The organism is Jatrophihabitans sp., from assembly GCA_036389035.1.
GTDB lineage: Bacteria > Actinomycetota > Actinomycetes > Mycobacteriales > Jatrophihabitantaceae > Jatrophihabitans_A.
In genome coordinates this window covers 43,209-64,069 of sequence record DASVQQ010000006.1, presented here as the reverse complement: position 1 = coordinate 64,069, position 20,861 = coordinate 43,209, and the positions used below count along the sequence as shown (strand labels likewise).

The following is a 20,861-nucleotide window of genomic DNA, read 5'->3' as shown; positions in this document are numbered from 1 at the left end:
AGGCGTTGAGGGCCCCGACGTTGGTGTTGATGCGAAGACTCACGGTGTTTCCTCCTGAAACAGAGTCCGGGTTGACCCGCTGATCGGGCCGGCCGATCCATCCGTGGATCGGCTCGTCTATATGTTCGGCAGCCGGGGCGCTGACTTGAGCGGTTAGCCGCTACTTTGTCGCGCCGGGCGCCGTCAGGCGATCGAGGAGCGGTCGAGCTGCTCGTGACGGCGCGGCATCGCCGAGCTGTACTGCGCAGAGACCGTCTCGCCGAAGGCGTTCGACATCTTCAACCGGGAGGACAGGGTGCCGCGAGCGGCGACTGCCGCCGCGTAGCTGGCAACCCGGGCGCCGGCCCGGCCGGTGGGCTCGACCGGCGTGGCGAGCTCGGGCTCGGCGCTGGCCAGGCCGTGGCGCAGCAGCTTGAGCGCCTCGGCGCGCAGCTGGGAGATCCGTGACTCGGTGACGCCGAGCTCGGCGGCGATGTCTGCCATCTGCCGCTGCTCGAAGAAGTAGGCCTGTACAACGTGGCGCAGCCGCTCGGGCAGCTCGGCGATGGCGTCGTGCAGGTAACCGAGCTGCTCGCGGTCCAGCACCAGCTGCTCGGGGCCGCGCTGGGCGTCAGCCACCATGGCGGCGCCGGTCTCCGGCGCGAAGCCCTGCAGGCTCAGCACGCTGGCCCGGTGCACGTCGGCGTCGATGCTGCCGAGTTCGGAGACGCTGAAGCCGAGGGTTTCGGCCACCTCGTGCGGCCGGGGCGAACGTCCCAGGGTCACGGCGAGCTGGTTGCGGGCGGCCTCGACCTCGCGGGCCCGGCCGCGGACCGACCTGCTGGCCCAGTCCATCGAGCGCAGCTCGTCCACCAGGGCGCCACGGATGCGGATCGCGGCGAACCGGGCGAAGGGCACCCCACGCGACTCGTCATATCCCTGCGCGCTCAGCACCAGGGCGGTCATCCCCGCGGAGGTGAGGTCGTCGCGACCGATGTGAGCCGGCAGCCGGGTCATGGTCTCGCGGACGATATGTCCGACCAGAGCCAGGTTGTCACGCACCAGCGCCTCAACAGCCGGAGGGCACACCTTGGCGGCGGCTGAACCAGCCGTCGCAACCAGTGCGGGTGCGGGGGCCAACGGGGCCTTGTGACTCATGGTCATCGTTACTCTTCTCCTGGCAGTGGTGTCGCTAGTCATTTGCGCACTTTGCTGTCACGGTGGATCGGTCTCGACTACTACCCGTTAAGTTGGCCCCCGCTAACTTAACCAGGGCTTAATGTATTACCTGCGTTAAGTTTCGGATACTCAGAGTTACTGTGATCTGCGTCACTACGGCGTGTCGCTCCAGATGGCCTGTTTTGACCCCTCCTCGATGCCCGACTGTTCAAGTACGCCAGGCAATTGCCGATCAGTTGCGTTGAACCCGAGGGGAGTGTGAGGTAGTCATGTTGACGACTACGGGAAGTAAAACCATGGGGTTCTCCGAGGTATCGACGTTGCTGTGGCGCGAGCGGGATGCGCTGCAACTACTGCTCTTCAAGCTCGTCGAGGAGCAACTGATAGTCAGTGCGGGGCAGACCCGCTGGCTGGCTCAGGCCAACGACGAGATCGAAGCCGCTCTCGACCAGCTGCGTGGCACCGAGGTGCTGCGGGCCGCGGAGGTGGACGCGATCGCCGACGAACTGGGACTGATCGCCCCGCCCACGCTCGCGGAGCTGGAGGCGCTCGCGCCCGAGCCCTGGGCGACGCTGTTCGGAGAGCACCGGCACGCGCTGCTGCAGCTGGTCGCGGAGGTAGAAGGCACCACCGGTCACAACCGGGTGCTGCTGGCCGCCGGGGCCCGCGCGGTTCGCCAGACCCTGCTCTCGGTCACCCAGACCGTGCAGACCTATGACTCACACGGCACGGCGGCGGCCACGCCCAACGGCCCGATGCTGATGGACGAGCAGGCATGAGCAGTTCGTTCTCAGGCCTGACCAATGCCCTGGCAGCGCTCAACGTGCAGCGCTACGGCATGGAGGTCACCGGCCAGAACATCTCCAACGCCAACACCCCCGGCTACACCCGCCAGCGCGCCGAGCTGGCAGCGGTCGGCCCGGCGACCGGTGTGTCGGCGCTGTATGCCACCCAACACCCGCATGGTTCGGTGACCGTGTCCGGCACCACCCGGCTCAACGACCCGATGATCGACGCCCGCGCCCGCGCCGAGCACGGCGACAACGGCTACCTCCAGACCACCGCCAACGTGCTGTCCTCGGCCGAGGCGCTCTTCGACGAGCCCAGCGACCACGGCCTGGCAGAGCAGCTCAACGACTTCTGGAACTCCTGGGCCTCGGTGGCCAACAACCCCGGCGACCTGGCGGCTCGCAACGTGGTGCTGCAGAAGGCGGCCGGCCTGGCCAGCACCCTCAACCAGAGCAGCGCGGCGCTGGACCGGCTGACCCAGTCGGTGTCGCAGCAGGCCACCGCGGCCACCGCGCAGATCAACATCGCCGCCACCGCGCTCGCCCAGCTCAACGCCGACATCGCGGTGGGCACCGCCAGCGGCGCCAACATCAACGCCCTGGCCGACCAGCGCGACGGCCTGCTGATGACCCTGGCCGACCTGGCCGGCGCCCAGACCAGCATCGCGCCCAACGGCACCGCCATCGTGAGCATCGGCGGCCAGAGCCTGGTATCGGGCACCACCGCCAGCACCGTCTCGCTGAGCCCCGGCAACCAGATCCTGGTCGGCGGGGCGCCGGCCGGCCCGGCCGGTGGCTCGTTGCAGGGGCTGGTCGACGGCCTTACCACCGCACTGCCCGGTTACGCCGCCCAACTCGACGCCGTCGCCGCCGCCCTGGCCGGCACCGTCAACGCCGACCAGACCAGTGGCTATGACCTCGCGGGCAACCCCGGTGGGCCGCTGTTCGCCGGCGCCACCGCCGCCACCCTGTCGGTGGCGGTCACCAACCCCGCCAACCTGGCGGCCTCGGGCACGCCCGGCGGCAACCTGGACGGCTCCAAGGCGCTGAGCATGTCGCAGCTGGGCAGCTCCGGCGTCGGCGCGGACGCCGCCTACCGCACTCTGGTGGGCACCCTGGCCACCGACGTCCAGCGCTCCCTGCAGCAGGCCACCGTCCAGCAGGCGGTCACCAACAGCGTCGACGAGCTTGCCCAGTCCTCTTCCGGTGTCAGCTTCGACGAGGAGACCACCAACTTGCTCACCTACCAGCGCGCCTACCAGGCCGCCTCCCGGGTGCTGACCACGGTCGACGAGATCCTGGACACCCTGATCCTGCACACCGGACGGGTGGGGCTGTGACGATGCTTCGGGTCACCGTAGGCTCGGCCTCGCAGGGAGCCCTGGCCGGACTGCAGGCGGGCGCCTCCCGGCTGGCCAGCCTGCAGGAGCAGCTGTCCTCGGGCCGGCAGATCACCAAGCCGTCGGACTCCCCCACCGGCACGGTCACCGCGCTGCAACTGCGCTCGCAGCTCAAGCAGCTCAACCAGCACCAGACCAACGCCAGCGACGCCCTCGGCTGGCTGACCACGGTCGACAGCACCCTGCACAGCGTCACCAAGCAGCTGCAGCAGGTCCGCTCGCTGGTGCTGCAGGGCATGAACACCGGCACCGGCAACGCCACCTCGAACGAGGCGCTCGCCCAGCAGGTCGACCAGGCCCGGGCCTCGCTGCTGTCGCTGGCCAACTCCAGCTACCTCGGCCGTCCCGTCTTCGGCGGGACCACGGCCGGTGAGGTCGCCTTCGCCCCCTCCGGCAGCTATGTCGGCGACACCGGCACGGTCACCCGCACAGTCGGGGCCAACAACGCCATCGATCTGAACACCCCTGGAACGGCAGCCTTCGGCGCCAACGGCAGCAACCTCTTCGACCTGCTCACCGACATCTCGGCGAACCTGCGCACCAACCCGTCCGGGCTGGGCGCGAACCTGCAGCAACTGGACGTCAAGCAGGTCACCATCACCAACGAGCAGTCCCTGGCCGGCGCAAAGTATCAGAGGATCCAGAGCGTGCAGAACACGGCGAACACCAATCGCATCCAGCTGAAGACACAGCTGTCGGAACTGCAGGAGATTGACCTGGCCGACATGGCCATCCAGGTGACTTCGGCCAACGCCGCCTACCAAGCCGCGCTCGCCACCACAGCGAAGGTCAGCCAGATCTCGCTACTGGACTTCTTGAGGTGAGCGTGAAGCACAGCACCGGCTCAGGAGTGAGCATCGAGCCAGGCGCGATCCAGACGCGGAGCGACTCGGGAGCCAGCGTGAGCGAGTTGACCCGTTCCCGGACCGCCACCTTGCCGGACCGGATCACCTTCGCGACGCCGATCCCCGGCTTCGAGGACGAGCGCGAGTTCACCGTCTCGGCCCTGGACGCCCATGGCGTGCTCTACGCGCTGCGGTCGGCCAAGACGCCCGGCCTGCGGTTCGTGGTCGCCGCGCCCGGCCGGTTCTTCCCCGACTACGCGCCGTTGCTGGACGCCTCCGATGTCAGCGCCCTGGGAGTGCGCGACGACGACGAGGTGCTGCTGCTGGTGATCGTCACGGTGACCAACGGCATCAACGACGCCACCGCCAACCTGCTGGCGCCGATCGTGATCGCCGCCGACCGCGGCACCGCCCTGCAACTGGTGCTCGCCGACGCCGATCTGCCCCTGCGCGCACCGTTGTTAGGACAGGCAGGCTAGCGTTGTCGGTGCCGGACCCGGCCACCTGCCTGCTGGAGCGTCGCCTTGCTGATTCTGACCCGCCGTGTCGGCGAGAGCATCGTCGTCGGCGACGACATCGTCCTGACCGTTTTCGAGGTTCGCGGTGACGCCGTCCGGATCGGTATCGAGGCGCCCCGTTCGGTCAAGGTCAACCGCAAGGAAATCTACGAGGAAATCCAGCGATCCAATGCTCAAGCGGTCTCGAGTTCAGACGACGCAGTCGACGCGCTGCGCGGCGCCCTGGGCGCCCCGGCCGGTGACCCGGACTCGAGCGCGTCACCAGCCGGCGGCGACGCCGACCCGACACCCGGCGCCCGGCACTGACCGGCTCAGCCGGATCCGGCTGTTTCGCTGCGACGGCTGCCCCGGTGTCCATAGGATTGCGCCCGTGAGCGCGGCAGCGGTCGGTCGGACATGACTGAAGTACCGGCGGACGGGACGGCGGTAGTGCTACGCGACCAGCAGGGTCGCGCCTACCGCAGCGAGGTCGCCCGTTCCCAGCCCGGCGTGCTGTTCCTGCAGCCACCGCGCGATCTGCCCGGCGTCATCGCCGTCGGCACCCGGCTGCTGGTCGCCTGGCCGGACGAGACCTCACTGTGGGTCCTGCCGGTGATGCTGCTCAACGTCGCCGGGGCCGAAGAGGGCGGCCTGCTGGCCGTCCAGCTCGAAGGCACCGCCTGGCGCGAGGAGCGCCGGCGCTTCACCCGGGCCAAGTTCGACGCGGGTCTCACCATCAGCTACCCGGGCTCGGACGGGCAGCGCGCCGAGACCTCGGGTGAGCTCATCGATCTGAGCGAGGCCGCCCTGCGTGGCGTGGTGCCGGCCGAGCACCAGGCGCTGTGCCAGCCGCGCATCCCGGTGCAGGTGCGGCTCGACCTGGCCGAGGAGCATTTCGAGATCAGCGGCTACGTGCTACTCGGCAAGCCCACGGCGCGGATGGACCTGGGCCTGGAAGTGGTCGTGCTGTTCCACCGCCCGGTGGAACGGGTGGAGGACCTGCGCCGCCACCTCGGCAACCTGGTCGGAGGCGGCTGAGCCGGCCACCGGCCTACCGGTTGCGCCGCTCGCGCCGGCTGCGGCGCAGGTTGCGGATCATCAGCACGCTGAGCAGCAGGCCGGCGCCGCCGAGCACGGCCTTGCCCTCCGGAGTCATCGCCTTCTGCTTCAGCGTCAGCTTGGCGTCATCCACCAGCCGCTTGGGCGCCAGCCGACCCGCCAGCTGATCGACGGTGACCGCGAGCTGGTCTCGGGCCTGCTCTATCTCTGCTCGGATCTCGCTCGCGTCGCGCTGGGTCGCCACCGGGGCTCCTTCAGTACAGATCGTCGTGACAGGTCACTGGTTCGGCCAGCCTATCCACCCGGCCAAAGCGAACCCGAGCCCGCTACCGTGTGCGGATGACCGAACGCCTCGCCGCCGGTGACCCGGCGCCTGATTTCACCCTGGAAGACGCCGACGGAAAGCCGGTGTCACTGTCAGAACTACGCGGCCGGCGCGTCATCGTCTACTTCTACCCGGCGGCCTCGACCCCGGGCTGCACCAAGCAGGCCTGCGATTTCCGCGACAACCTGGACAGCTTCACCGACGAGGGCTTCGCGGTGCTCGGCATCTCACCGGACAAGGCCGCCAAGCTCGTGAAGTTCCGCGACAACCAGAACCTGAGCTTTCCGCTGCTGTCCGATCCTGACCGGCAGGTGCTGCGCGCCTACGGCGCCTACGGCGAGAAGAAGCTCTACGGCAAGACGATGGTGGGCGTGATCCGCTCGACCTTCGTCATCGACGCCGAGGGCACCGTCGAACTGGCCCAGTACGGCGTCAAGGCCACCGGCCACGTGGCCAAGCTGCGTCGCGACCTGGGGCTCGCGGCCAGCCAGTAGGCTCGGCGGCGACGGGGCCGTAGCCCAAAGGCAGAGGCGCACGGTTTAGGTCCGTGACAGTGGGGGTTCGACTCCCCCCGGCCCTACTCCCGATCCGCGCCGCGTTCTGTTCCTGAGGCGCCTTGATGATCGCGCGGTCACGGCAACCTCTTGATGGCGCTGTTTGCGGTTGTGAGGTTTTAGTAAGACACTTCCCGGATGACTGATGCCGGGACGCCGCACGAGCCCACCCGTCCGCCCGCAGGGTGGTACCCGAGCGAGAGGCCGGGCTACGAGCGCTGGTGGGACGGAGTGAGCTGGACCGAGATGGAACGACCGGCTCAGCTCCCGCTGTCACAGCCCTCCGGTCAGCAGCAGTTCGCGCCGTCGACCGGTGGCGGGATGCTGGTCACCGATCAGCGGACCAGCGGGATCGAGATCACCCTCGCGTGGATCCTCACGGTCCTGACGCTGGGCTACCTGCTGCCGTGGGCGATCGCCGCCACCCGCGGCAAGTCCAACAGCGTGGCAGTCGGCGTGCTCAACCTGCTGCTGGGCTGGACCGTCATCGGCTGGGTGATCGCCCTGGTGATGGCGTGCACCGCACACCGGCAGGTCCTGACGCACCGCTGACCGGCAGCGCAGGACCAGGCAATCCGGAACGGTAGCTGTTCCGAACCACTTCCATGGTCCGCACCGCCCACCCCAGCTCGCCGGCAAAGTTGGGCAACCCGGACCAGCTGGCTCGGCCCCCGCGCGGAGCCGACCTAGCATGACAGCCATGTGGTTCGAGCGATCAGGTTCCGGCGCCACCAGGGCCGAGTCCGTGCCGCCGACCCTGGAGGAGCTGGTGACGGCCGCGTCCCGGGGTGACGAGCGCGCGTTCGCCGAGCTGTATGACCAGACCTCGTCGCGGGTCTACGGGATGGTGCTGCGGGTGATCCGCGATCCCGCCCAGTCCGCCGAGGTCACCCAGGACATCTACCTCGAGGTCTGGCGGCAGTCCGCCCGCTTCGACGCCGGCAAGGGCGGCGTGCTGCCCTGGCTGTTGATGATCGCTCACCGCCGCGCGGTCGACCGGGTCCGGGCAGCGCAGTCCTCGATGGTCCGCGATGACAAGTACGCCCTGCTGCACGAGGAGCGGCCCTACGACTCGGTCAGCGAGCAGGTGCACACCAGTCTGGAGGCGCAACGGGTCCGCAAGGTGCTGGGCGAGCTGACCCCCGCCCAGCGAGAGGCGGTCACGCTGGCCTACTTCGGCGGTTACACCCACACCGAAGTGGCCGAATTGCTTAAAGTTCCTCTGGGCACGGCGAAGACCCGGATACGGGACGGCTTGATCAGGATGCGGGACGCACTGGGGGTGACGGCATGACCGACGAGCTGACCGGCCTGGTCGGCGCCTACGCACTCGACGCGCTCGACGACGACGAGCGCGAAGTGTTCGAGCGGCACCTGCAGACCTGCGCCGAGTGCGCCGAGGAGGTGCGGGGGCTGCGCAACGCCGCCGCCGAGCTGAGCCACCTCAGCGAGGTCGGCCCGCCGCCCCAACTGCGGGCGGCGGTGCTGGGCGCCGTCGCGCGCAGCCGGCCGCTGCCGCCGCTGATCGACACCGCCCCCGCCGACAACGTGGTGCCGCTGCGCCGGGACCGGACCAAGACGCTGTGGCAGGGGCTGGCCGCGGCCTGCGCGCTGATCGCCATCGCGGTCTCGGGATGGGGCTGGGCCGAGCACCGCAAGGCCGAGCGGGTATCCGACACCCGCGCCTCGGCTGTTCAGCTGCTGCTCAACGCGCCGGACGTCAAAGCCGCCACCACCACCATGAAGCAGGGCAAGGGAATCCTGATCTACTCCAAGAGCGAGGGCAAGCTGGTGCTGGTCGGGCACGGCATGCCGACGTTGCCCAGCGACCAGACCTACCAGCTGTGGATGATGGGCGAGAGCGGCGAGCCGGTCTCGGGCGGGGTGTTCCGCACCGACCAGGCCGGCAACGTCGAGGTCACGGCGTCCGGGGACCTCGACGGGGTGGGACGGATGGCCGTGTCGGTGGAGCCGGCCGGCGGCTCGGCGCAGCCCACTTTGGAGACCGTCCAGCTGCTCAACCTCTGAACAGCCGGGACCCTGCCGGCAGCGCCTCAGCACTGCCACCGGATAGCGTGAGCGCCATGCCGGACGACCCGCGGATCGACCTCAACGCCGACCTCGGCGAGGGCTTCGGCGTCTGGAGCGCCGGCGCGGACGAGGCCCTGCTGGGGATCGTCACCAGCGCCAACGTGGCCTGCGGGTTCCACGCCGGTGACCCGGTCATCATGCGCCGGGTCTGCGCCGAGGCGGTCCGGCGCGGCGTCGCCATCGGCGCCCAGGTCGGCTACCGGGACCTGGTGGGCTTCGGGCGGCGGCGGATCGACATCGCCCCGGACGACCTGAGCGCCGAGGTGCTCTACCAGTTGGGCGCCTTGGAAGCCTTCGCCCGGGCTGCCGGCGACCGGGTCCGCTACCTCAAACCCCACGGCGCGCTCTACCACGCCGCAGCCGCCGACCCGGGCCAGGCAGGCGCGGTGGTGCGCGCCCTGCTCGACTGGGACCGGCCGCTGCCGGTGCTGACGCTGCCCGGATCGGCGCTGGCCGCGGCGGCCGCCGCCGCCGGCCTGCCGGTGGTGCTCGAGGCGTTCTGCGACCGCGGCTACCGCGCCGACGGCTCGCTGGTGCCGCGCGAGCAGCCCGGGGCGGTGCTGCATCAGGCCGGCGAGATCGCTGACCGGGCGCTGGCGATGGTCACCGACGGTACGGTCCGGGCCGTCGACGGCAGCCAGGTGGCGATCGGCCCGCACTCGCTGTGCGTGCATGGCGACACCCCCGGCGCCGCCGAGATAGCCGGCGCGGTGGCCGACCGGCTGACCGGCGCCGGCGTCCGGCTGGCGGCCTTCGCCTGATGACCGGCCCGACGCTGCTGCCCTACGGCCAGAGCGCCGTGCTGGTCGAGCTGGCCGCCGTCCGGGACGTCCTGCCGTTGCGCGATGCCCTTATCGCGCAACGGCATCCGGCGGTGCTGGCGGTGGTTCCGGCCGCCCGGACGGTGCTGGTGGAGTTCGACCCCGACGTCGCCCCGGTCACCGAGCTGCACACCCTGATCCGGCACTGCGCGAGCGCGCCGGCCGACACTGCCGCCCGGCGGTCCGAGCCCGCGGTCGAGCTGGCCGTGCGCTATGACGGCGCGGACCTGGAGTCGGTCGCCCGAGAGTGCGGCATGGGCGTGGAGGAGGTGATCCGGCGGCACTGCGCGGCCGACTACACCGTGCAGTTCTGCGGATTCGCGCCGGGCTTCGGCTATCTCAGCGGGCTGGACCCGGCACTGCGGCTCCCCCGGCTGGCCAGCCCGCGAGCGGCCGTGCCGGCGGGTTCGGTGGCCATCGCCGGCGAGTTCACCGGGGTGTACCCGCGAAGCTCGCCGGGCGGCTGGCGGCTGCTGGGACGCACCGACGCGGTGCTCTTCGACCTCGACCGTCGGCCGCCCGCGCTGCTGCGGCCCGGCCTCGCCGTGCGGTTGACGCGGGCATGACCGGCGCCGAGCGCGTCCATCACCGGGTTGACGCGGGCATGACCGGCGCCGAGCGCGTGATCGAGGTGCTGTCCCCCGGGCCGCTGGCCACCGTGCAGGATCTGGGCCGGCCCGGTTTCGCCGACCTGGGGGTCAGCCGCAGCGGAGCGGCCGACCGAGGCGCCCTGCGGCTGGCCAACCGGCTGGTCGGCAACGACGAGTCCGCGGCCGGTATCGAGATCACCTTCGGGGGCCTGTCGCTGCGGCTGGCGGGCGGCGCTGCCACCCTCGCCTTCACCGGCGCGCGCTGCGAGCTGACCGGCCATCGCGGGGGCTGGAACGCGGCGCTCAGCTGCCCGTCCGGCAGCGTGCTCACCGTCGGCGCGCCGGCGTCCGGCCTGCGCAGCTACCTGGCGGTCCGGGGCGGCCTGGCGGTCCCGCCGGTGCTGGGCTCCCGGGCCACCGACACCCTCTCCGGCCTGGGCCCGGCCGTGCTGGCCGCCGGCTGCCGGCTGCTGATCGGGCCGGCGGCGGCCGGCGAGCCGGGCGACTTCAGCGGCGCGGCCGGGTCCGGGCCACCAGCCGGAACCGTCACGCTGCGACTGGCCGCGGGCCCGCGGGCGGACTGGTTCACCGCCGACTCCCTCGGCCGGCTGTTCGGCTCACCATGGCAGGTGCGCCCGGACAGCAACCGGATCGGCACCCGGCTGGCCGGGCCCGCGTTGCGGCTGCGCCCGGACGCCGAGCGCGCGGCCGCCGAGCTGCCGTCCGAGCCCACCCTGCCCGGAGCGGTTCAGGTGCCCCCGGACGGCCAGCCGATCGTGCTCGGACCGGACGCCCCGGTCACCGGCGGCTATCCGGTGATCGCGGTGCTGCCCGGCCCCGAGCTGGACCTGCTGGCCCAACTGCGCCCCGGCGCTGAGCTGCGCTTCGCCCCGGCCCGCGGGGCCTGAGTTCACGTCGGGGACTGCTGCCGGCCCTCGGTGCGCAACGGCCGGCCGACCGAAGTGATGCACTTGCCGTCGGTGAGCCGCCACTTCCAGCCGTGCATCTGGCAGGTCAGCACCCCGCCGTCGATGTGGCCGAACCGGGTCAGGTCGGCCTTGAGATGCGGGCAGCGGCGCTGGAAGGTCCAGCCGTCGACGGTGATCGTCTCGTGGTCGTTGGCGGCCTCGGCGAAGTAACCCTCGGCGTAGTTCAACCGCTCCTCGGACAGGCACTTGAAGAAGGTGTAGACGAACTCGTTGTACGGCCCGACCCGGGTGGCGGTGAACCGGCAGGACAGGAACAGCGAGTTCACCCAGTCGATCTCGTGCTCGGCGATCAGCTTCTCCAGGTAGGCCCGCTTGGTCTGGAACCGGTAGCGGACCTTCTCGTCCTGGTAGGGGCGTACCTCGCGGGTGACGAAGTCGAGGATGAAGTCGACATCGCCGCGCTCGTCGTCGGTTGCGGTGAACCGGACTCCGCCGTTGATGCCGGCCGCCATCTGATCGGCCTCTTCCAGCAGCGGGGTGAACCATTGCTTGATCTCGGCCAGCACGTCGATCTCGGGATGGGCCCAGCCCGCCTTCTGCCGCTCCACCTCCGGTTGCCGGCGCTCCTGCATGTCGCGCAGGTAGGTGGTCTTGTCGGTGAACAGCTTGTCCACCTCGGCGTCGGAGACCGGGTGCTCGAGCGGGCAGCCCGGCTTGTCCAGATGCGCCACGGTGCCCGGCAGCAGCAGCCGGCCGTTGTCGCGGCCGCGCTCGGCGAGCCAGTCCAGGTAGACCGACTGGTCGGGGAAGATGTTGGACTCGTCGCCGAAGATGTCGTTGAAGCCCCACAGCTCCTCATCCAGGAAGCACGGCGGGCCGGCGGTCGGAAAGACGTAGCTGGCCTGCAGGTCATCGATGTAGCGCAGGCTCCGGTCGAACTGCCGGTCCCGCTTGGTCGCGCCCAGGGCCTGCTTGGCCCGCTTGGGCAGGTCATAGACCATCGGGAACCAGATCGCGCCGGAGAACTGCAGCAGGTGCGCGTCGACGTGGCCGAGCTTGGTGAACGCGGTAAGGTCCGAGGGCCGGGCGTCGTTCTGGTTGAGCAGGATGTGCCTGCCGTCGGACAGCCACAATGACGAGTCCCCGATCGGGCCGTCGGTCGGCGAGATCAACGAGTTGATCATCACCTGCAGCCCGTCGAGCTCGATGACCTCCTCGTTGCGGGTCTTGACGAAGGAGCTGAATCCCAGCTCGCGCAGCTGATCCTCGAGCTCGCTGGTCGGGTAGTTCGGCAGCAGGACGGTGGCCTTCTTGCTGATGTGGCGCTTGAGGTGCTCGGGGTCGAAGTGGTCGCGGTGCAGGTGGGAGACGAAGAGGTAGTCGACGTCGCCGAAGGTGTCCCAGTCGAGTTGGGAATTGTCGGGAAAGGGAAACCAGGACCCGAAGTAGGCCGGGTTGACCCATGGGTCGGTGAGCACGCTGCCGAACTCGGTCTCGATCAGCACGCTGGCATGGCCCAGGCCGGTCACTCGCATGAAACTGTGCTCCACTCTGCCGCGCAGGTAGTTCTTCGACCCCACAACGGTAGCCGCTGTCAGGACCGGGCCGAGCTGTTCCACTCACGTGCCGCGGGTCACGTGGCGTGAACCCGTCGCCCGCGCCAGGTCACCGCGGGGTGAACCCGCCGCCCGCGCCAGGGCACCGGCGCCTCACTCGCTGCCAGGACCGCCCAGTGCCCGCAGGATGAACGGCAGCAGCTCGTGCAGGGCCTTTCCGCGATGGCTGATCGCGTCCTTCTCGGCCGCCGGCAGCTCGGCGCTGGTCAGCTGGTAGCCCTCGGGCACGAAGATCGGGTCATAGCCGAAGCCATGCGTGCCCCGGGGCTGGCGGATCAACCGGCCGGGCATCCGACCCTCGCGCACGATCTGGCTGCCGTCCGGGGTGACCAGCGCCGCCGCGCACACGAACGCCGCGCCGAGCCGGTCATCGGGGGTGTCGGCCAGCTGCTCCAGCAGCAGGTCGAGGTTCGCGGCGTCGTCGTGGCGGGCGCCGGCCCACCGGGCCGACAGCACCCCCGGCATGCCGTTGAGCGCGTCCACCGCCAGGCCCGAGTCATCGGCCACCGTGACCATGCCGGTGTGCTTGACCGCCTCGATCGCCTTGATCAGGGCGTTCTCGGCAAAGGTGGCTCCCGATTCGGGCACCTCGTCGAAGGCCGGCACGTCTGCCAGGCCCAGCACCTCGACCGGCATCTGGGGTTCGAGGATGCGCCGCAGCTCGTCGAGCTTCTTGCGGTTACGGGTCGCCAGCAGCAGCCGGGCGGTCATCGGCCCAGCGCGTCCTGCTGGTGGCGGGACAGGTCGGCGCAGCCGGCGACGGCGAGGTCGAGCAGGGCGTCGAGCTCGTCGCGGCGGAACGGCACTCCCTCGGCGGTGCCCTGCACCTCTACGAAATCGCCGTTGCCGGTGACCACCACGTTCATGTCGGTCTCGGCCCGGACGTCCTCCTCGTACATCAGGTCAAGCCGCGGCTGGCCGTCGATCACCCCGACCGACACCGCCGACACGGTGTGGATCAGCGGGTCGGTCCGGGCCAGCGAGCCGCGCTTGCCGAGCCAGCTGACCGCGTCGGCCAGCGCGACGTAGGCGCCGGTGATGGCCGCCGTCCGGGTGCCGCCGTCGGCCTGCAGGACGTCGCAGTCGATGGCGATGGAGTTCTCACCCAGCGCGGACAGGTCGACGGCGGCCCGCAGCGAGCGGCCGATCAGCCGCGAGATCTCGTGGGTGCGACCGCCGATCTTGCCGCGCACCGACTCGCGGTCGTTGCGAGTCAGGGTGGCCCGCGGCAGCATCGAGTACTCGGCCGTCACCCAGCCCAGGCCGCTGCCCTTGCGCCAGCGCGGCACCCCCTCGGTCACCGACGCGGCGCACAGCACCTTCGTCTCACCGAACTCGATCAGCGCTGAGCCCTCGGCATAGGCCTGCCAATTGCGGGTGATGGTGATCGGACGGAGCTGGTCGGCGGCGCGGCCGTCGGGGCGGGTCATGCCGGCCAGCGTAGTCAGCGGCGCCGACAGCGCGGTGTCCTGGCCTGGGCCGGACAGCCGTACGACTCTGATTAATAGCGGGTACCGCAGGTCACGCTGGTCGTCTTCGAGGCGGTGGCGCCGAGCCTGTCGCGCACGGTGAAGGCGACCTGGAGGGTGCCGTAACCGCAGGAAATGCTGGTCATCGAATAGTCCGGGTAGTTCCACAGGTACCTGCCGGTCGGGTTCCAGGCATAGGTGTATGCGGGGGTGCCGCCACTGACATATCCCTCACACAGGACAGCCGTACCCGTGCTCTCGCAGCTGAGAGAGGTGATGGTCAGCGTGGCTGCCTGTGCCGGTAGGGGGCTGATCCCCATACCGAGAACGGCCAGAGCGGTGACTGCTAACGCACGAATGCGGTGTGAACGAGGCATGGTGTTCTCCCGGGTGGTAGATCAGAAATGTCGGATTCGGTATACCGCACTAATTCGCGTAAAGGAATATCCTTCTAAAAGGTAATTGTTCGGTGCCAGCCCGACGGAGCGGTGGCGTTACCACCTGACCAGGACCAGCGCGACGGGTGCCGCGAGGAGGCATCATGGCGGGTATGCGCACCGAGACCTTCCAGTTCCGCACCGGTGACCAGGCCCAGGTGCGCGACATCACCGAGACCTGCGCCGAATTCCTGCGGGACGGTGACGACGGGCTGCTGAACGTCTTCGTGCCACACGCCACCGCCGGGGTGGCGATCCTGGAGACCGGCGCCGGCAGCGACACCGACCTGCTGATCGCGCTGCGCGAGCTGCTGCCGGCCGATGACCGGTGGCAGCACCGGCACGGCTCCCCCGGCCACGGCCGCGATCACGTGCTGCCCGCGCTGATCGCCCCGTACGCCACGGTGCCGGTGGTCTCGGGCCGGCTGCAGCTGGGCACCTGGCAATCCATCTGCCTGGTCGACACCAACGTCGACAACGCCGTCCGGACGGTCCGGCTCAGCTTCCTCACCGGCTGAAGGCGAGGTCGAGATGCGCACCCTGAGGATCGCCGGTGCCGAGCCCGAGCAGCGGGCCGCCGAGCTGGCGACCGGTAGCGCCCGATGGCTGCCGGACGCGCTGGCCGGCTATGACCAGCTGTTCGCCGCGACCGGCCTGCGGCCGGAGCGGATCCGCCGGCTCGGGCTGGCCGCCCGGGACGCCCTGGCCGGTTGGGCGCCGGACCTGTCCGCCGAGCTCGACTGCCTTGCCGGGGCCAGCGGGGTGCCGGAGTGGCGGATCCACGCGGTCAACGCCCGCACCGAACTGCTGGCCGCGGCCGGCGCCGCCAGCCGGGGCGAGTGCTCGACGGTGGCCGGAGAGAACCCGGCCGGGGCGATGATCGGCGCCCAGACCTGGGACTGGCACCAGGAGCTGGCCGGCGGCTGGGCGGTGCTGGAGTACCCGCGGGCCAGCCGGCCGTTCGTCACGCTCACCGAGTTCGGCCTGCTGGGCAAGATCGGGATCAACTCCGCCGGCCTGGGGGTGCTGTTCAACATCTTGTCCCACCGGGCCGACACCGGCGACGGCGGCGTGCCGGTGCACGCGGTGGCCCGCCGGATCCTGGACTCGGCCGGGGACGTCGAGGCCGGCATCGCGATCCTGCGCAGCGCGCCGCTGGCCGCCTCGAGCTGCTTCACGCTGCTGGACGCCACCCGGCTGGCCTGCCTGGAGGCCTCCCCCGCCGGGGTGGCCGAGCTGCCGCCGGCCCGTTGGAGCGTGCACACCAACCACTTTCAGGACCCCGGGCTGGCGGCCGGCGCGCTACCGATCGGGGACGAGTCCGACAGCCTGCCCCGGCACGCGGTGCTGACCGCGCTGACTGCTGGGCCGGCCGGTGACCCCGACGCCCGGAGTGCCGAAGAGCTGGCCGACCTGCTGTGCGCCCACGAGGCCGACGGCGCCGGCGTGTGCTGTCACGCCGCGGCCGACGCCCCGCTGGGCAGCGGCTGGCAGACCCTGGCGACTGTCGGCCTGGACCCGGCCGACCGCCGGATGAGCGTGCTGGCCGGCGGCCCGTGCGGCCGGCCGGAGCAGCGGTGGCGGCAGTTCCGAGCTGGATGAGCTGGATGAGCCGGATGAGCCGCCCGGCCGGCGGTTGAGCTCTGGCCGCCCGGTCAGGTCCGGCAGTTAGGCCTTGGGTCGCCGATCAAGTCCTCGCCCGCCGAGGGGGCCACTGCCCCGCCGGGTCCGCCGGCGGCGGTGCAGGACGGCGCCGATGCCGACGCCGACCACCAACGAGGCCAGCTGGCTGCCCCAGAACTCGTACTCGCGCACCCCGGGCTGCAGGCCGTTGAACAGGCCTGAGAACACCAGCGCCACCACCACCGCGATCGCGATCCACACCACCCTGCGGCCGAACAGGGCGCGCGCCAGCAGGTAGCCCAGCCAGCCCAGCACCACCCCGCTGACGCCCACGATCACCTGGTCCGAGGGCCCGGCCAGCCAGCCGACCAGCCCGCTGGTCAGCGCCGCCGCGCCGGTCACCAGGGCCAGGTACCGCAGGCCGGCGGTCAGGGTGAACCAGCCGAGCACCGCGAACGGGATGGACAGGGCGGCCAGCTGCCCGGCGCTGGCGTGCACCAGCGGGGCGAGCACGACGCCGGGCAGGCCGCCGAGCTGGCGGGGCTTGATCCCCAGCTCCAGCAACGGGTGTCCCAGCGCGGCGTCGATGCCGAGCACCAGCCACAGCGCCGCGAGCGCGCCCGTCATGACGACCAGCGCGCCGCCGGCGCTGGTCGGGCGGATCGGCCGCAGCAGCTTGGTGTCCAGCAGCTCCTGGCGCCGCTGCTGCTTGCGGCTCAGGCCCACAGCTGGCCTTCCAGCTGCTGCGCGGCCTGCTGCATCGAGCCGGAGTAGGCGCCGGTCGAGAGGTACTTCCAGCCGCCGTCGCAGACGATGAAGACCACGTCGGCCGGCTGGCCGGATTTCAGGGCCCGGTCGGCGGTGGCCAGCGCGGCGTGCAGGATCGCCCCGGTCGAGATGCCGGCGAAGATGCCTTCCTGCTCGACCAGGTCCCGGGTCCGGCGCAGCGCGTCGTAGGAGGTCACCGAGAACCGCGAGGTCAGCACCGAGTCGTCGTACAGCTCCGGAATGAAGCCCTCGTCGATGTTGCGCAGGCCGTAGACCAGCTCGCCGTAGCGGGGCTCGGCGGCGACCACCTGGATGCCGGGCACCTTCTCGCGCAGGAACCGGCCGGCGCCCATCAGCGTGCCGGTGGTGCCCAGGCCCGCGACGAAGTGGGTGATGCCCGGCAGGTCGGCCAGCACCTCGGGGCCGGTGCCGTCGTAATGGGCCTGGGCGTTGGCCGGGTTGCCGTACTGGTAGAGCATCACCCAGTCCGGGTTCTCGGCCGCCAGCTGCTTGGCCATCGCGACGGCCTGGTTCGAGCCGCCGGCCGCCGGCGAGGAGATGATCCGGGCGCCGAACATCTCCAGCAGCTGCCGGCGCTCGGAGGAGGTGTTCTCCGGCATCACGCACACGATCCCGTAGCCCTTGAGCTTGGCGATCATCGCCAGCGAGATGCCGGTGTTGCCCGAGGTGGGTTCCAGGATGGTGCAGCCCGGTGTCAGCCGGCCGTCCACCTCGGCCGCCGCCACCATCGCCAACGCCGCCCGGTCCTTGATCGAGCCGGTCGGATTGCGGTCCTCCAGCTTGGCCCAGAGCCGGACAGCGGGCTGGTCGCCGGTGGCCTCCCAGCGCGGTGACAGCCGGGGCAGGCCGACCAGCGGGGTGCTGCCGACCGCGTCGGCCAGCGAGTCGTAACGGGTCACCGTGCTGCGTGGGCCCGCGATCCGCCGGAGGCCTGGCTACCGCCGGCGACCGCGGGCAGGATGGTCACGGCGTCGCCGTCGGACAGCGCGGTGTCCAGCGAGCCGGTGAACCGGACGTCCTCGTCGTTGACGTAGACGTTGACGAAGCGGTGCAGCGAACCGTCCTCGGTGACCAGGCGACTCTTGAGCCCGGCGTAGCGGGATTCCAGGTCATCGAGCAGGGCGGCCAGGTTGGCGCCCTCGCCCGGAACGGACTTCTCCCCGCCGGTGTAGGTGCGCAGGATGGTCGGGATCTTGACCTCGACGGCCATGGATTCTCCTTCGAAATGTCGATGCACTGACACCAACCCAACCACGGATGCCGCGGCAATATGCCTACCGGGTCGATGCCTACCGCCTGGGCCCGGCCGTCAACCGATGCTCACGGACTCGGCGCGTCAAGGTCATCCACCTTCTCGACGGGCTCCTCGCTGACCTCGCCGTCGACGATCCGGTAGGACCGGAACTCGACGGAGTCGGGGTCGGCGGTGGAGACCAGGACGTAGTGGGCGTTGGGTTCGGCCGCCAGCGCGATGTCGGTGCGTGAAGGGTAGGCCTGGGTCGCGGTGTGCGAGTGATAGATCACCACCGGCTCCTCGTCGGCCTCGTCCATCGCCTTCCACAGCGTGAGCTGCTCACCGGAGTCGAACTGGTAGAAGGTCGGTGAGCCGGCGGCGTTAAGCATCTCGACCAACCGCTGCGGGCGGTCCGAGCCGGCCGGGCCTGCTACCACGCCGCACGCCTCGTTCGGATGGTCCCGGCGGGCATGGGCGATGATCGCGTCATAGATCGCCGCGGGCAGTCTCAGCACAGCTGCCACGATATCCGCCCCGGCCAACCGGCGGTCAGGACAGCACCTGCATCACCAGCATGTCCTGCACCGCGGTCAGCCAGGAGTAGATCTGCACCGCGGGCTGGCTGTCGTCCAGCTCCGCCTCCTCGGTGACGCCGAGCCGGGTGCCCAGCGCCAACCGCAGGTCGTTGAGCACCCGCAACCACCGATCGATCGCCTCGGCGTCCAGCGTCACCCGGCCGCCGCCGGCGACAAGTTCGGCCCGGCAGGCCTGCAACCGCCCGATCCGCTCGGCCCGCAGATCGCTCTCGACCAGCTCCCGGTACTCCCGGGCGGCGTCCTGGTCATCGGTGTAGCCGTCGGGATAGAGCCGCTGGGTGACCGGATCGTCCGGGTCGGGCTGGGCGAGGGCGTCGGCGAAGTCATCGAGCAGGCCGGCGAGCAGCGTGGCCTCGGCGTCGGTGATCTCCAGCCGCAGGGCGCCGGCCTTGCGGCGCAGCCTCATGAGTCGTGCTGGATGGTCGCCCACAGGCCGTAGCCGTGCAGGGTGGCCGTGTCGCCCTCCATCCGCTCCCGGGGACCCGATGACACCACCGCCCGGCCCTTGTGGTGGACGTCGAGCATCAGCGCGGTGGCCTTGTCCTTGGGATAGCCGAACACTTTCATCAGCACGTGCGTGACGTAGGACATCAGGTTCACCGGGTCGTTCCAGACCACGGTCACCCAGGGGCGGTCGGCCTCGGCGGTCTCGTCGGCCTGCTGGTCGACGACCGCCTCCCGATGTGGTGCGAAGGTCGGCGTGGACATGCCTCCATGGTGGCATGGGCGGCTCTGACACGATCTGGGCATGCCTGTCGAGTCGACTGCCCTGCTCACCGACCAGTACGAGCTCACCATGCTCACGGCGGCGCTGAGCGACGGCTCCGCCCAGCGGCGCTGCACCTTCGAGGTGTTCACCCGCCGGCTGCCCAACGGCCGCCGGTTCGGCGTGGCGGCAGGGCTCGGCCGGCTGATCCCGGCGATCCGGGACTTCCGCTTCGCCGCCGAGGAGCTGGATCGGCTCCGGGCCGAGGGGGTGATCGACGACCGCGCCGCGGGCTACCTCGCCGAGTACCGGTTCACCGGCGACATCAGCGGCTACGCCGAGGGTGAGCCGTACTTCGGGTACTCCCCGATCCTGAGCGTGACCGGCAGCTTCGCCGAGGCGGTGGTGCTCGAGACGCTGATCCTGTCGGTGCTCAACCACGACTGCGCCATCGCCGCCGCGGCCGCCCGGATGGTGGTGGCCGCCGGTGACCGGCCGATCATCGAGATGGGCTCGCGACGCACCCACGAGCAGGCCGCGGTGGCCTGCGCCCGGGCCGCCTACCTGGTCGGCTTCCAGGCCACCTCGAACCTGGCGGCCGGGTCCCGCTACGGCATCACGACCACCGGAACCGCCGCCCACGCCTTCACCCTGCTGCACGACAGCGAGCAGGCCGCCTTCGCCGCGCAGGTGGCCGCGCTGGGCGTCACCACCACCCTGCTGGTCGACACCTACGACATCAGCCGTGGAATCGAGAACGCGATCGCAGTCGCCGGCCCCGGGCTGGGCGCGATCCGGATCGATTCCGGCGACCTGGCCGTGATGGCCCACCAGTCCCGCGCGCAGCTCGACCGGCTCGGCGCCACCGGCACCCGGATCGTGGTGAGCGGTGATTTGGACGAGTACGCGATCGCGGCGCTGGCGGCCGCGCCGGTGGACACCTACGGGGCAGGCACGGCGGTGGTCACCGGCTCCGGCGCCCCGACCGCCGGCCTGGTCTACAAGCTGGTCGAGGTACAGGGCCGGCCGGTGGCCAAGCGCAGCGAGAACAAGGCCAGCATCGGCGGCGCCAAGCTCGGATACCGGCGGCACCGGGCGTCCGGAACCGCCACCGAGGAGCTGGTGATGCGCCAGCAGGCCGGCTTCGAACCGGCCGGCGGTGACCGGCTGCTGAGCGTGCCGGTGCTGCGCGAGGGCGAGCTGGTCGCCCAGCCCACCCTGCAGGACTCACGCGAGCACCACCGGGCCGCCATGACGGCACTGCCCTGGGAGGCGCTCAAGCTCTCGGCCGGCGAGCCGGGGCTTACCGTCAGCTTCGACTGAATAGGAGTGCA

General features: G+C 70.8%; 28 protein-coding genes and 1 tRNA gene. 17 read left to right on the top strand and 12 right to left on the bottom strand.

The window, feature by feature from the left end; translation table 11 throughout:
* Nucleotides 1-183: 183 nt before the first annotated feature.
* On the bottom strand, nucleotides 184-1,143 hold the full coding sequence (locus VF557_02620; protein ID HEX8079084.1) for a sigma-70 family RNA polymerase sigma factor: 960 nt from the start codon (nucleotides 1,141-1,143) through the stop codon (nucleotides 184-186).
* A 311-nt stretch (nucleotides 1,144-1,454) separates the two neighbouring features.
* On the opposite strand from VF557_02620, the gene VF557_02615 reads away from it, so the two are divergent.
* From VF557_02615 to VF557_02590, 6 genes are all read left to right on the top strand, one after another.
* Nucleotides 1,455-1,937 (top strand): flagellar protein FlgN, encoded by a 483-nt coding sequence (locus tag VF557_02615; GenBank protein HEX8079083.1) that lies wholly within the window; start codon nucleotides 1,455-1,457, stop codon nucleotides 1,935-1,937.
* Nucleotides 1,934-3,286 (top strand): flagellar hook-associated protein FlgK, encoded by a 1,353-nt coding sequence (flgK, locus tag VF557_02610; GenBank protein HEX8079082.1) that lies wholly within the window; start codon nucleotides 1,934-1,936, stop codon nucleotides 3,284-3,286. The genes VF557_02615 and flgK overlap by 4 nt, the downstream gene beginning before the upstream one ends.
* A gap of 2 nt (nucleotides 3,287-3,288) precedes the next feature.
* Nucleotides 3,289-4,170 carry a flagellar hook-associated protein FlgL gene (flgL, locus tag VF557_02605; GenBank protein HEX8079081.1) on the top strand — a complete coding sequence of 294 codons (882 nt, stop codon included), beginning with the start codon at nucleotides 3,289-3,291 and terminating at the stop codon, nucleotides 4,168-4,170.
* A 77-nt stretch (nucleotides 4,171-4,247) separates the two neighbouring features.
* Nucleotides 4,248-4,670 (top strand): flagellar assembly protein FliW, encoded by a 423-nt coding sequence (locus VF557_02600; GenBank protein HEX8079080.1) that lies wholly within the window; start codon nucleotides 4,248-4,250, stop codon nucleotides 4,668-4,670.
* A gap of 45 nt (nucleotides 4,671-4,715) precedes the next feature.
* A complete protein-coding gene (csrA, locus tag VF557_02595) occupies nucleotides 4,716-5,015 on the top strand; it encodes a carbon storage regulator CsrA (GenBank protein HEX8079079.1) in 300 nt (99 codons plus the stop codon).
* A gap of 90 nt (nucleotides 5,016-5,105) precedes the next feature.
* Nucleotides 5,106-5,726, top strand: coding sequence for a hypothetical protein (locus VF557_02590; GenBank protein ID HEX8079078.1), 621 nt, complete (start codon nucleotides 5,106-5,108; stop codon nucleotides 5,724-5,726).
* A 13-nt stretch (nucleotides 5,727-5,739) separates the two neighbouring features.
* Here the strand turns inward: VF557_02590 and VF557_02585 are convergent, their stop codons facing one another.
* Complete coding sequence (locus VF557_02585) at nucleotides 5,740-5,991, bottom strand: DUF3618 domain-containing protein (protein ID HEX8079077.1); 252 nt, start codon at nucleotides 5,989-5,991, stop codon at nucleotides 5,740-5,742.
* 95 nt (nucleotides 5,992-6,086) lie between these two features.
* On the opposite strand from VF557_02585, the gene bcp reads away from it, so the two are divergent.
* From bcp to VF557_02545, 8 genes are all read left to right on the top strand, one after another.
* Nucleotides 6,087-6,566 (top strand): thioredoxin-dependent thiol peroxidase, encoded by a 480-nt coding sequence (bcp, locus tag VF557_02580; GenBank protein ID HEX8079076.1) that lies wholly within the window; start codon nucleotides 6,087-6,089, stop codon nucleotides 6,564-6,566.
* A gap of 13 nt (nucleotides 6,567-6,579) precedes the next feature.
* Nucleotides 6,580-6,652: transfer RNA gene (locus VF557_02575), tRNA-Leu, on the top strand.
* A gap of 112 nt (nucleotides 6,653-6,764) precedes the next feature.
* Complete coding sequence (locus tag VF557_02570; GenBank protein HEX8079075.1) at nucleotides 6,765-7,178, top strand: superinfection immunity protein; 414 nt, start codon at nucleotides 6,765-6,767, stop codon at nucleotides 7,176-7,178.
* 148 nt (nucleotides 7,179-7,326) lie between these two features.
* The gene (gene sigK, locus VF557_02565; protein HEX8079074.1) at nucleotides 7,327-7,920 is read left to right on the top strand and encodes an ECF RNA polymerase sigma factor SigK; all 594 of its coding nucleotides are present in this window, start codon (nucleotides 7,327-7,329) and stop codon (nucleotides 7,918-7,920) included.
* Nucleotides 7,917-8,654 (top strand): anti-sigma factor, encoded by a 738-nt coding sequence (locus VF557_02560; protein HEX8079073.1) that lies wholly within the window; start codon nucleotides 7,917-7,919, stop codon nucleotides 8,652-8,654. Before sigK ends, VF557_02560 begins: the two co-directional genes overlap by 4 nt.
* A gap of 56 nt (nucleotides 8,655-8,710) precedes the next feature.
* A complete protein-coding gene (locus VF557_02555) occupies nucleotides 8,711-9,478 on the top strand; it encodes a 5-oxoprolinase subunit PxpA (GenBank protein HEX8079072.1) in 768 nt (255 codons plus the stop codon).
* The gene (locus tag VF557_02550; protein ID HEX8079071.1) at nucleotides 9,478-10,104 is read left to right on the top strand and encodes an allophanate hydrolase subunit 1; all 627 of its coding nucleotides are present in this window, start codon (nucleotides 9,478-9,480) and stop codon (nucleotides 10,102-10,104) included. Before VF557_02555 ends, VF557_02550 begins: the two co-directional genes overlap by 1 nt.
* Complete coding sequence (locus VF557_02545; GenBank protein ID HEX8079070.1) at nucleotides 10,101-11,036, top strand: biotin-dependent carboxyltransferase family protein; 936 nt, start codon at nucleotides 10,101-10,103, stop codon at nucleotides 11,034-11,036. The genes VF557_02550 and VF557_02545 overlap by 4 nt, the downstream gene beginning before the upstream one ends.
* A 2-nt stretch (nucleotides 11,037-11,038) precedes the next feature.
* Here the strand turns inward: VF557_02545 and VF557_02540 are convergent, their stop codons facing one another.
* From VF557_02540 to VF557_02525, 4 genes are all read right to left on the bottom strand, one after another.
* The gene (locus VF557_02540; protein ID HEX8079069.1) at nucleotides 11,039-12,592 is read right to left on the bottom strand and encodes a Rieske 2Fe-2S domain-containing protein; all 1,554 of its coding nucleotides are present in this window, start codon (nucleotides 12,590-12,592) and stop codon (nucleotides 11,039-11,041) included.
* A 174-nt stretch (nucleotides 12,593-12,766) separates the two neighbouring features.
* Nucleotides 12,767-13,384, bottom strand: a complete 618-nt coding sequence (gene rdgB / locus VF557_02535; protein HEX8079068.1) for an RdgB/HAM1 family non-canonical purine NTP pyrophosphatase — start codon at nucleotides 13,382-13,384, stop codon at nucleotides 12,767-12,769.
* Nucleotides 13,381-14,103: a ribonuclease PH gene (rph, locus tag VF557_02530; GenBank protein HEX8079067.1), complete on the bottom strand. Its 723-nt coding sequence runs from the start codon at nucleotides 14,101-14,103 to the stop codon at nucleotides 13,381-13,383. The genes rdgB and rph overlap by 4 nt, the downstream gene beginning before the upstream one ends.
* 71 nt (nucleotides 14,104-14,174) lie before the next feature.
* Nucleotides 14,175-14,462: a hypothetical protein gene (locus VF557_02525; protein HEX8079066.1), complete on the bottom strand. Its 288-nt coding sequence runs from the start codon at nucleotides 14,460-14,462 to the stop codon at nucleotides 14,175-14,177.
* A 221-nt stretch (nucleotides 14,463-14,683) separates the two neighbouring features.
* On the opposite strand from VF557_02525, the gene VF557_02520 reads away from it, so the two are divergent.
* Nucleotides 14,684-15,097, top strand: coding sequence for a secondary thiamine-phosphate synthase enzyme YjbQ (locus VF557_02520; protein ID HEX8079065.1), 414 nt, complete (start codon nucleotides 14,684-14,686; stop codon nucleotides 15,095-15,097).
* A gap of 13 nt (nucleotides 15,098-15,110) precedes the next feature.
* Complete coding sequence (locus tag VF557_02515) at nucleotides 15,111-16,181, top strand: C45 family peptidase (protein ID HEX8079064.1); 1,071 nt, start codon at nucleotides 15,111-15,113, stop codon at nucleotides 16,179-16,181.
* A gap of 66 nt (nucleotides 16,182-16,247) precedes the next feature.
* Here VF557_02515 and VF557_02510 read toward each other — a convergent pair whose 3' ends face one another.
* The 6 genes from VF557_02510 to clpS form a co-directional block, all read right to left on the bottom strand.
* Nucleotides 16,248-16,928 carry a rhomboid family intramembrane serine protease gene (locus tag VF557_02510; GenBank protein HEX8079063.1) on the bottom strand — a complete coding sequence of 227 codons (681 nt, stop codon included), beginning with the start codon at nucleotides 16,926-16,928 and terminating at the stop codon, nucleotides 16,248-16,250.
* Complete coding sequence (locus tag VF557_02505) at nucleotides 16,919-17,890, bottom strand: pyridoxal-phosphate dependent enzyme (protein ID HEX8079062.1); 972 nt, start codon at nucleotides 17,888-17,890, stop codon at nucleotides 16,919-16,921. Before VF557_02505 ends, VF557_02510 begins: the two co-directional genes overlap by 10 nt.
* Nucleotides 17,887-18,201, bottom strand: a complete 315-nt coding sequence (locus tag VF557_02500; protein ID HEX8079061.1) for a MoaD/ThiS family protein — start codon at nucleotides 18,199-18,201, stop codon at nucleotides 17,887-17,889. The genes VF557_02505 and VF557_02500 overlap by 4 nt, the downstream gene beginning before the upstream one ends.
* 110 nt (nucleotides 18,202-18,311) lie before the next feature.
* Entirely contained in the window at nucleotides 18,312-18,740 is a 429-nt protein-coding gene (locus tag VF557_02495) for a M67 family metallopeptidase (GenBank protein ID HEX8079060.1), read from the bottom strand.
* A 34-nt stretch (nucleotides 18,741-18,774) separates the two neighbouring features.
* The gene (locus tag VF557_02490) at nucleotides 18,775-19,227 is read right to left on the bottom strand and encodes a DUF2017 family protein (protein ID HEX8079059.1); all 453 of its coding nucleotides are present in this window, start codon (nucleotides 19,225-19,227) and stop codon (nucleotides 18,775-18,777) included.
* Nucleotides 19,224-19,529 carry an ATP-dependent Clp protease adapter ClpS gene (clpS, locus tag VF557_02485; GenBank protein HEX8079058.1) on the bottom strand — a complete coding sequence of 102 codons (306 nt, stop codon included), beginning with the start codon at nucleotides 19,527-19,529 and terminating at the stop codon, nucleotides 19,224-19,226. The genes VF557_02490 and clpS overlap by 4 nt, the downstream gene beginning before the upstream one ends.
* 40 nt (nucleotides 19,530-19,569) lie before the next feature.
* Between clpS and VF557_02480 the strand changes: the two genes are divergently transcribed.
* Complete coding sequence (locus tag VF557_02480; protein ID HEX8079057.1) at nucleotides 19,570-20,850, top strand: nicotinate phosphoribosyltransferase; 1,281 nt, start codon at nucleotides 19,570-19,572, stop codon at nucleotides 20,848-20,850.
* Nucleotides 20,851-20,861 lie beyond the last annotated feature (11 nt).

Coding starts and splice junctions, on each gene's coding strand:
- VF557_02520 (HEX8079065.1), top strand. CDS start 14,684: ATGGCGGGTATGCGCACCGAGACCTTCCAGTTCCGCACCGGTGACCAG.
- VF557_02590 (HEX8079078.1), top strand. CDS start 5,106: ATGACTGAAGTACCGGCGGACGGGACGGCGGTAGTGCTACGCGACCAG.
- VF557_02550 (HEX8079071.1), top strand. CDS start 9,478: ATGACCGGCCCGACGCTGCTGCCCTACGGCCAGAGCGCCGTGCTGGTC.
- flgK (HEX8079082.1), top strand. CDS start 1,934: ATGAGCAGTTCGTTCTCAGGCCTGACCAATGCCCTGGCAGCGCTCAAC.
- flgL (HEX8079081.1), top strand. CDS start 3,289: ATGCTTCGGGTCACCGTAGGCTCGGCCTCGCAGGGAGCCCTGGCCGGA.
- sigK (HEX8079074.1), top strand. CDS start 7,327: ATGTGGTTCGAGCGATCAGGTTCCGGCGCCACCAGGGCCGAGTCCGTG.
- VF557_02620 (HEX8079084.1), bottom strand. CDS start 1,143: ATGACCATGAGTCACAAGGCCCCGTTGGCCCCCGCACCCGCACTGGTT.
- clpS (HEX8079058.1), bottom strand. CDS start 19,529: ATGTCCACGCCGACCTTCGCACCACATCGGGAGGCGGTCGTCGACCAG.
- VF557_02545 (HEX8079070.1), top strand. CDS start 10,101: ATGACCGGCGCCGAGCGCGTCCATCACCGGGTTGACGCGGGCATGACC.
- VF557_02560 (HEX8079073.1), top strand. CDS start 7,917: ATGACCGACGAGCTGACCGGCCTGGTCGGCGCCTACGCACTCGACGCG.
- VF557_02555 (HEX8079072.1), top strand. CDS start 8,711: ATGCCGGACGACCCGCGGATCGACCTCAACGCCGACCTCGGCGAGGGC.
- VF557_02480 (HEX8079057.1), top strand. CDS start 19,570: ATGCCTGTCGAGTCGACTGCCCTGCTCACCGACCAGTACGAGCTCACC.
- bcp (HEX8079076.1), top strand. CDS start 6,087: ATGACCGAACGCCTCGCCGCCGGTGACCCGGCGCCTGATTTCACCCTG.
- VF557_02570 (HEX8079075.1), top strand. CDS start 6,765: ATGACTGATGCCGGGACGCCGCACGAGCCCACCCGTCCGCCCGCAGGG.
- VF557_02500 (HEX8079061.1), bottom strand. CDS start 18,201: ATGGCCGTCGAGGTCAAGATCCCGACCATCCTGCGCACCTACACCGGC.
- rdgB (HEX8079068.1), bottom strand. CDS start 13,384: ATGACCGCCCGGCTGCTGCTGGCGACCCGTAACCGCAAGAAGCTCGAC.
- VF557_02490 (HEX8079059.1), bottom strand. CDS start 19,227: ATGAGGCTGCGCCGCAAGGCCGGCGCCCTGCGGCTGGAGATCACCGAC.
- VF557_02615 (HEX8079083.1), top strand. CDS start 1,455: ATGGGGTTCTCCGAGGTATCGACGTTGCTGTGGCGCGAGCGGGATGCG.
- VF557_02525 (HEX8079066.1), bottom strand. CDS start 14,462: ATGGGGATCAGCCCCCTACCGGCACAGGCAGCCACGCTGACCATCACC.
- VF557_02540 (HEX8079069.1), bottom strand. CDS start 12,592: ATGCGAGTGACCGGCCTGGGCCATGCCAGCGTGCTGATCGAGACCGAG.
- rph (HEX8079067.1), bottom strand. CDS start 14,103: ATGACCCGCCCCGACGGCCGCGCCGCCGACCAGCTCCGTCCGATCACC.
- VF557_02515 (HEX8079064.1), top strand. CDS start 15,111: ATGCGCACCCTGAGGATCGCCGGTGCCGAGCCCGAGCAGCGGGCCGCC.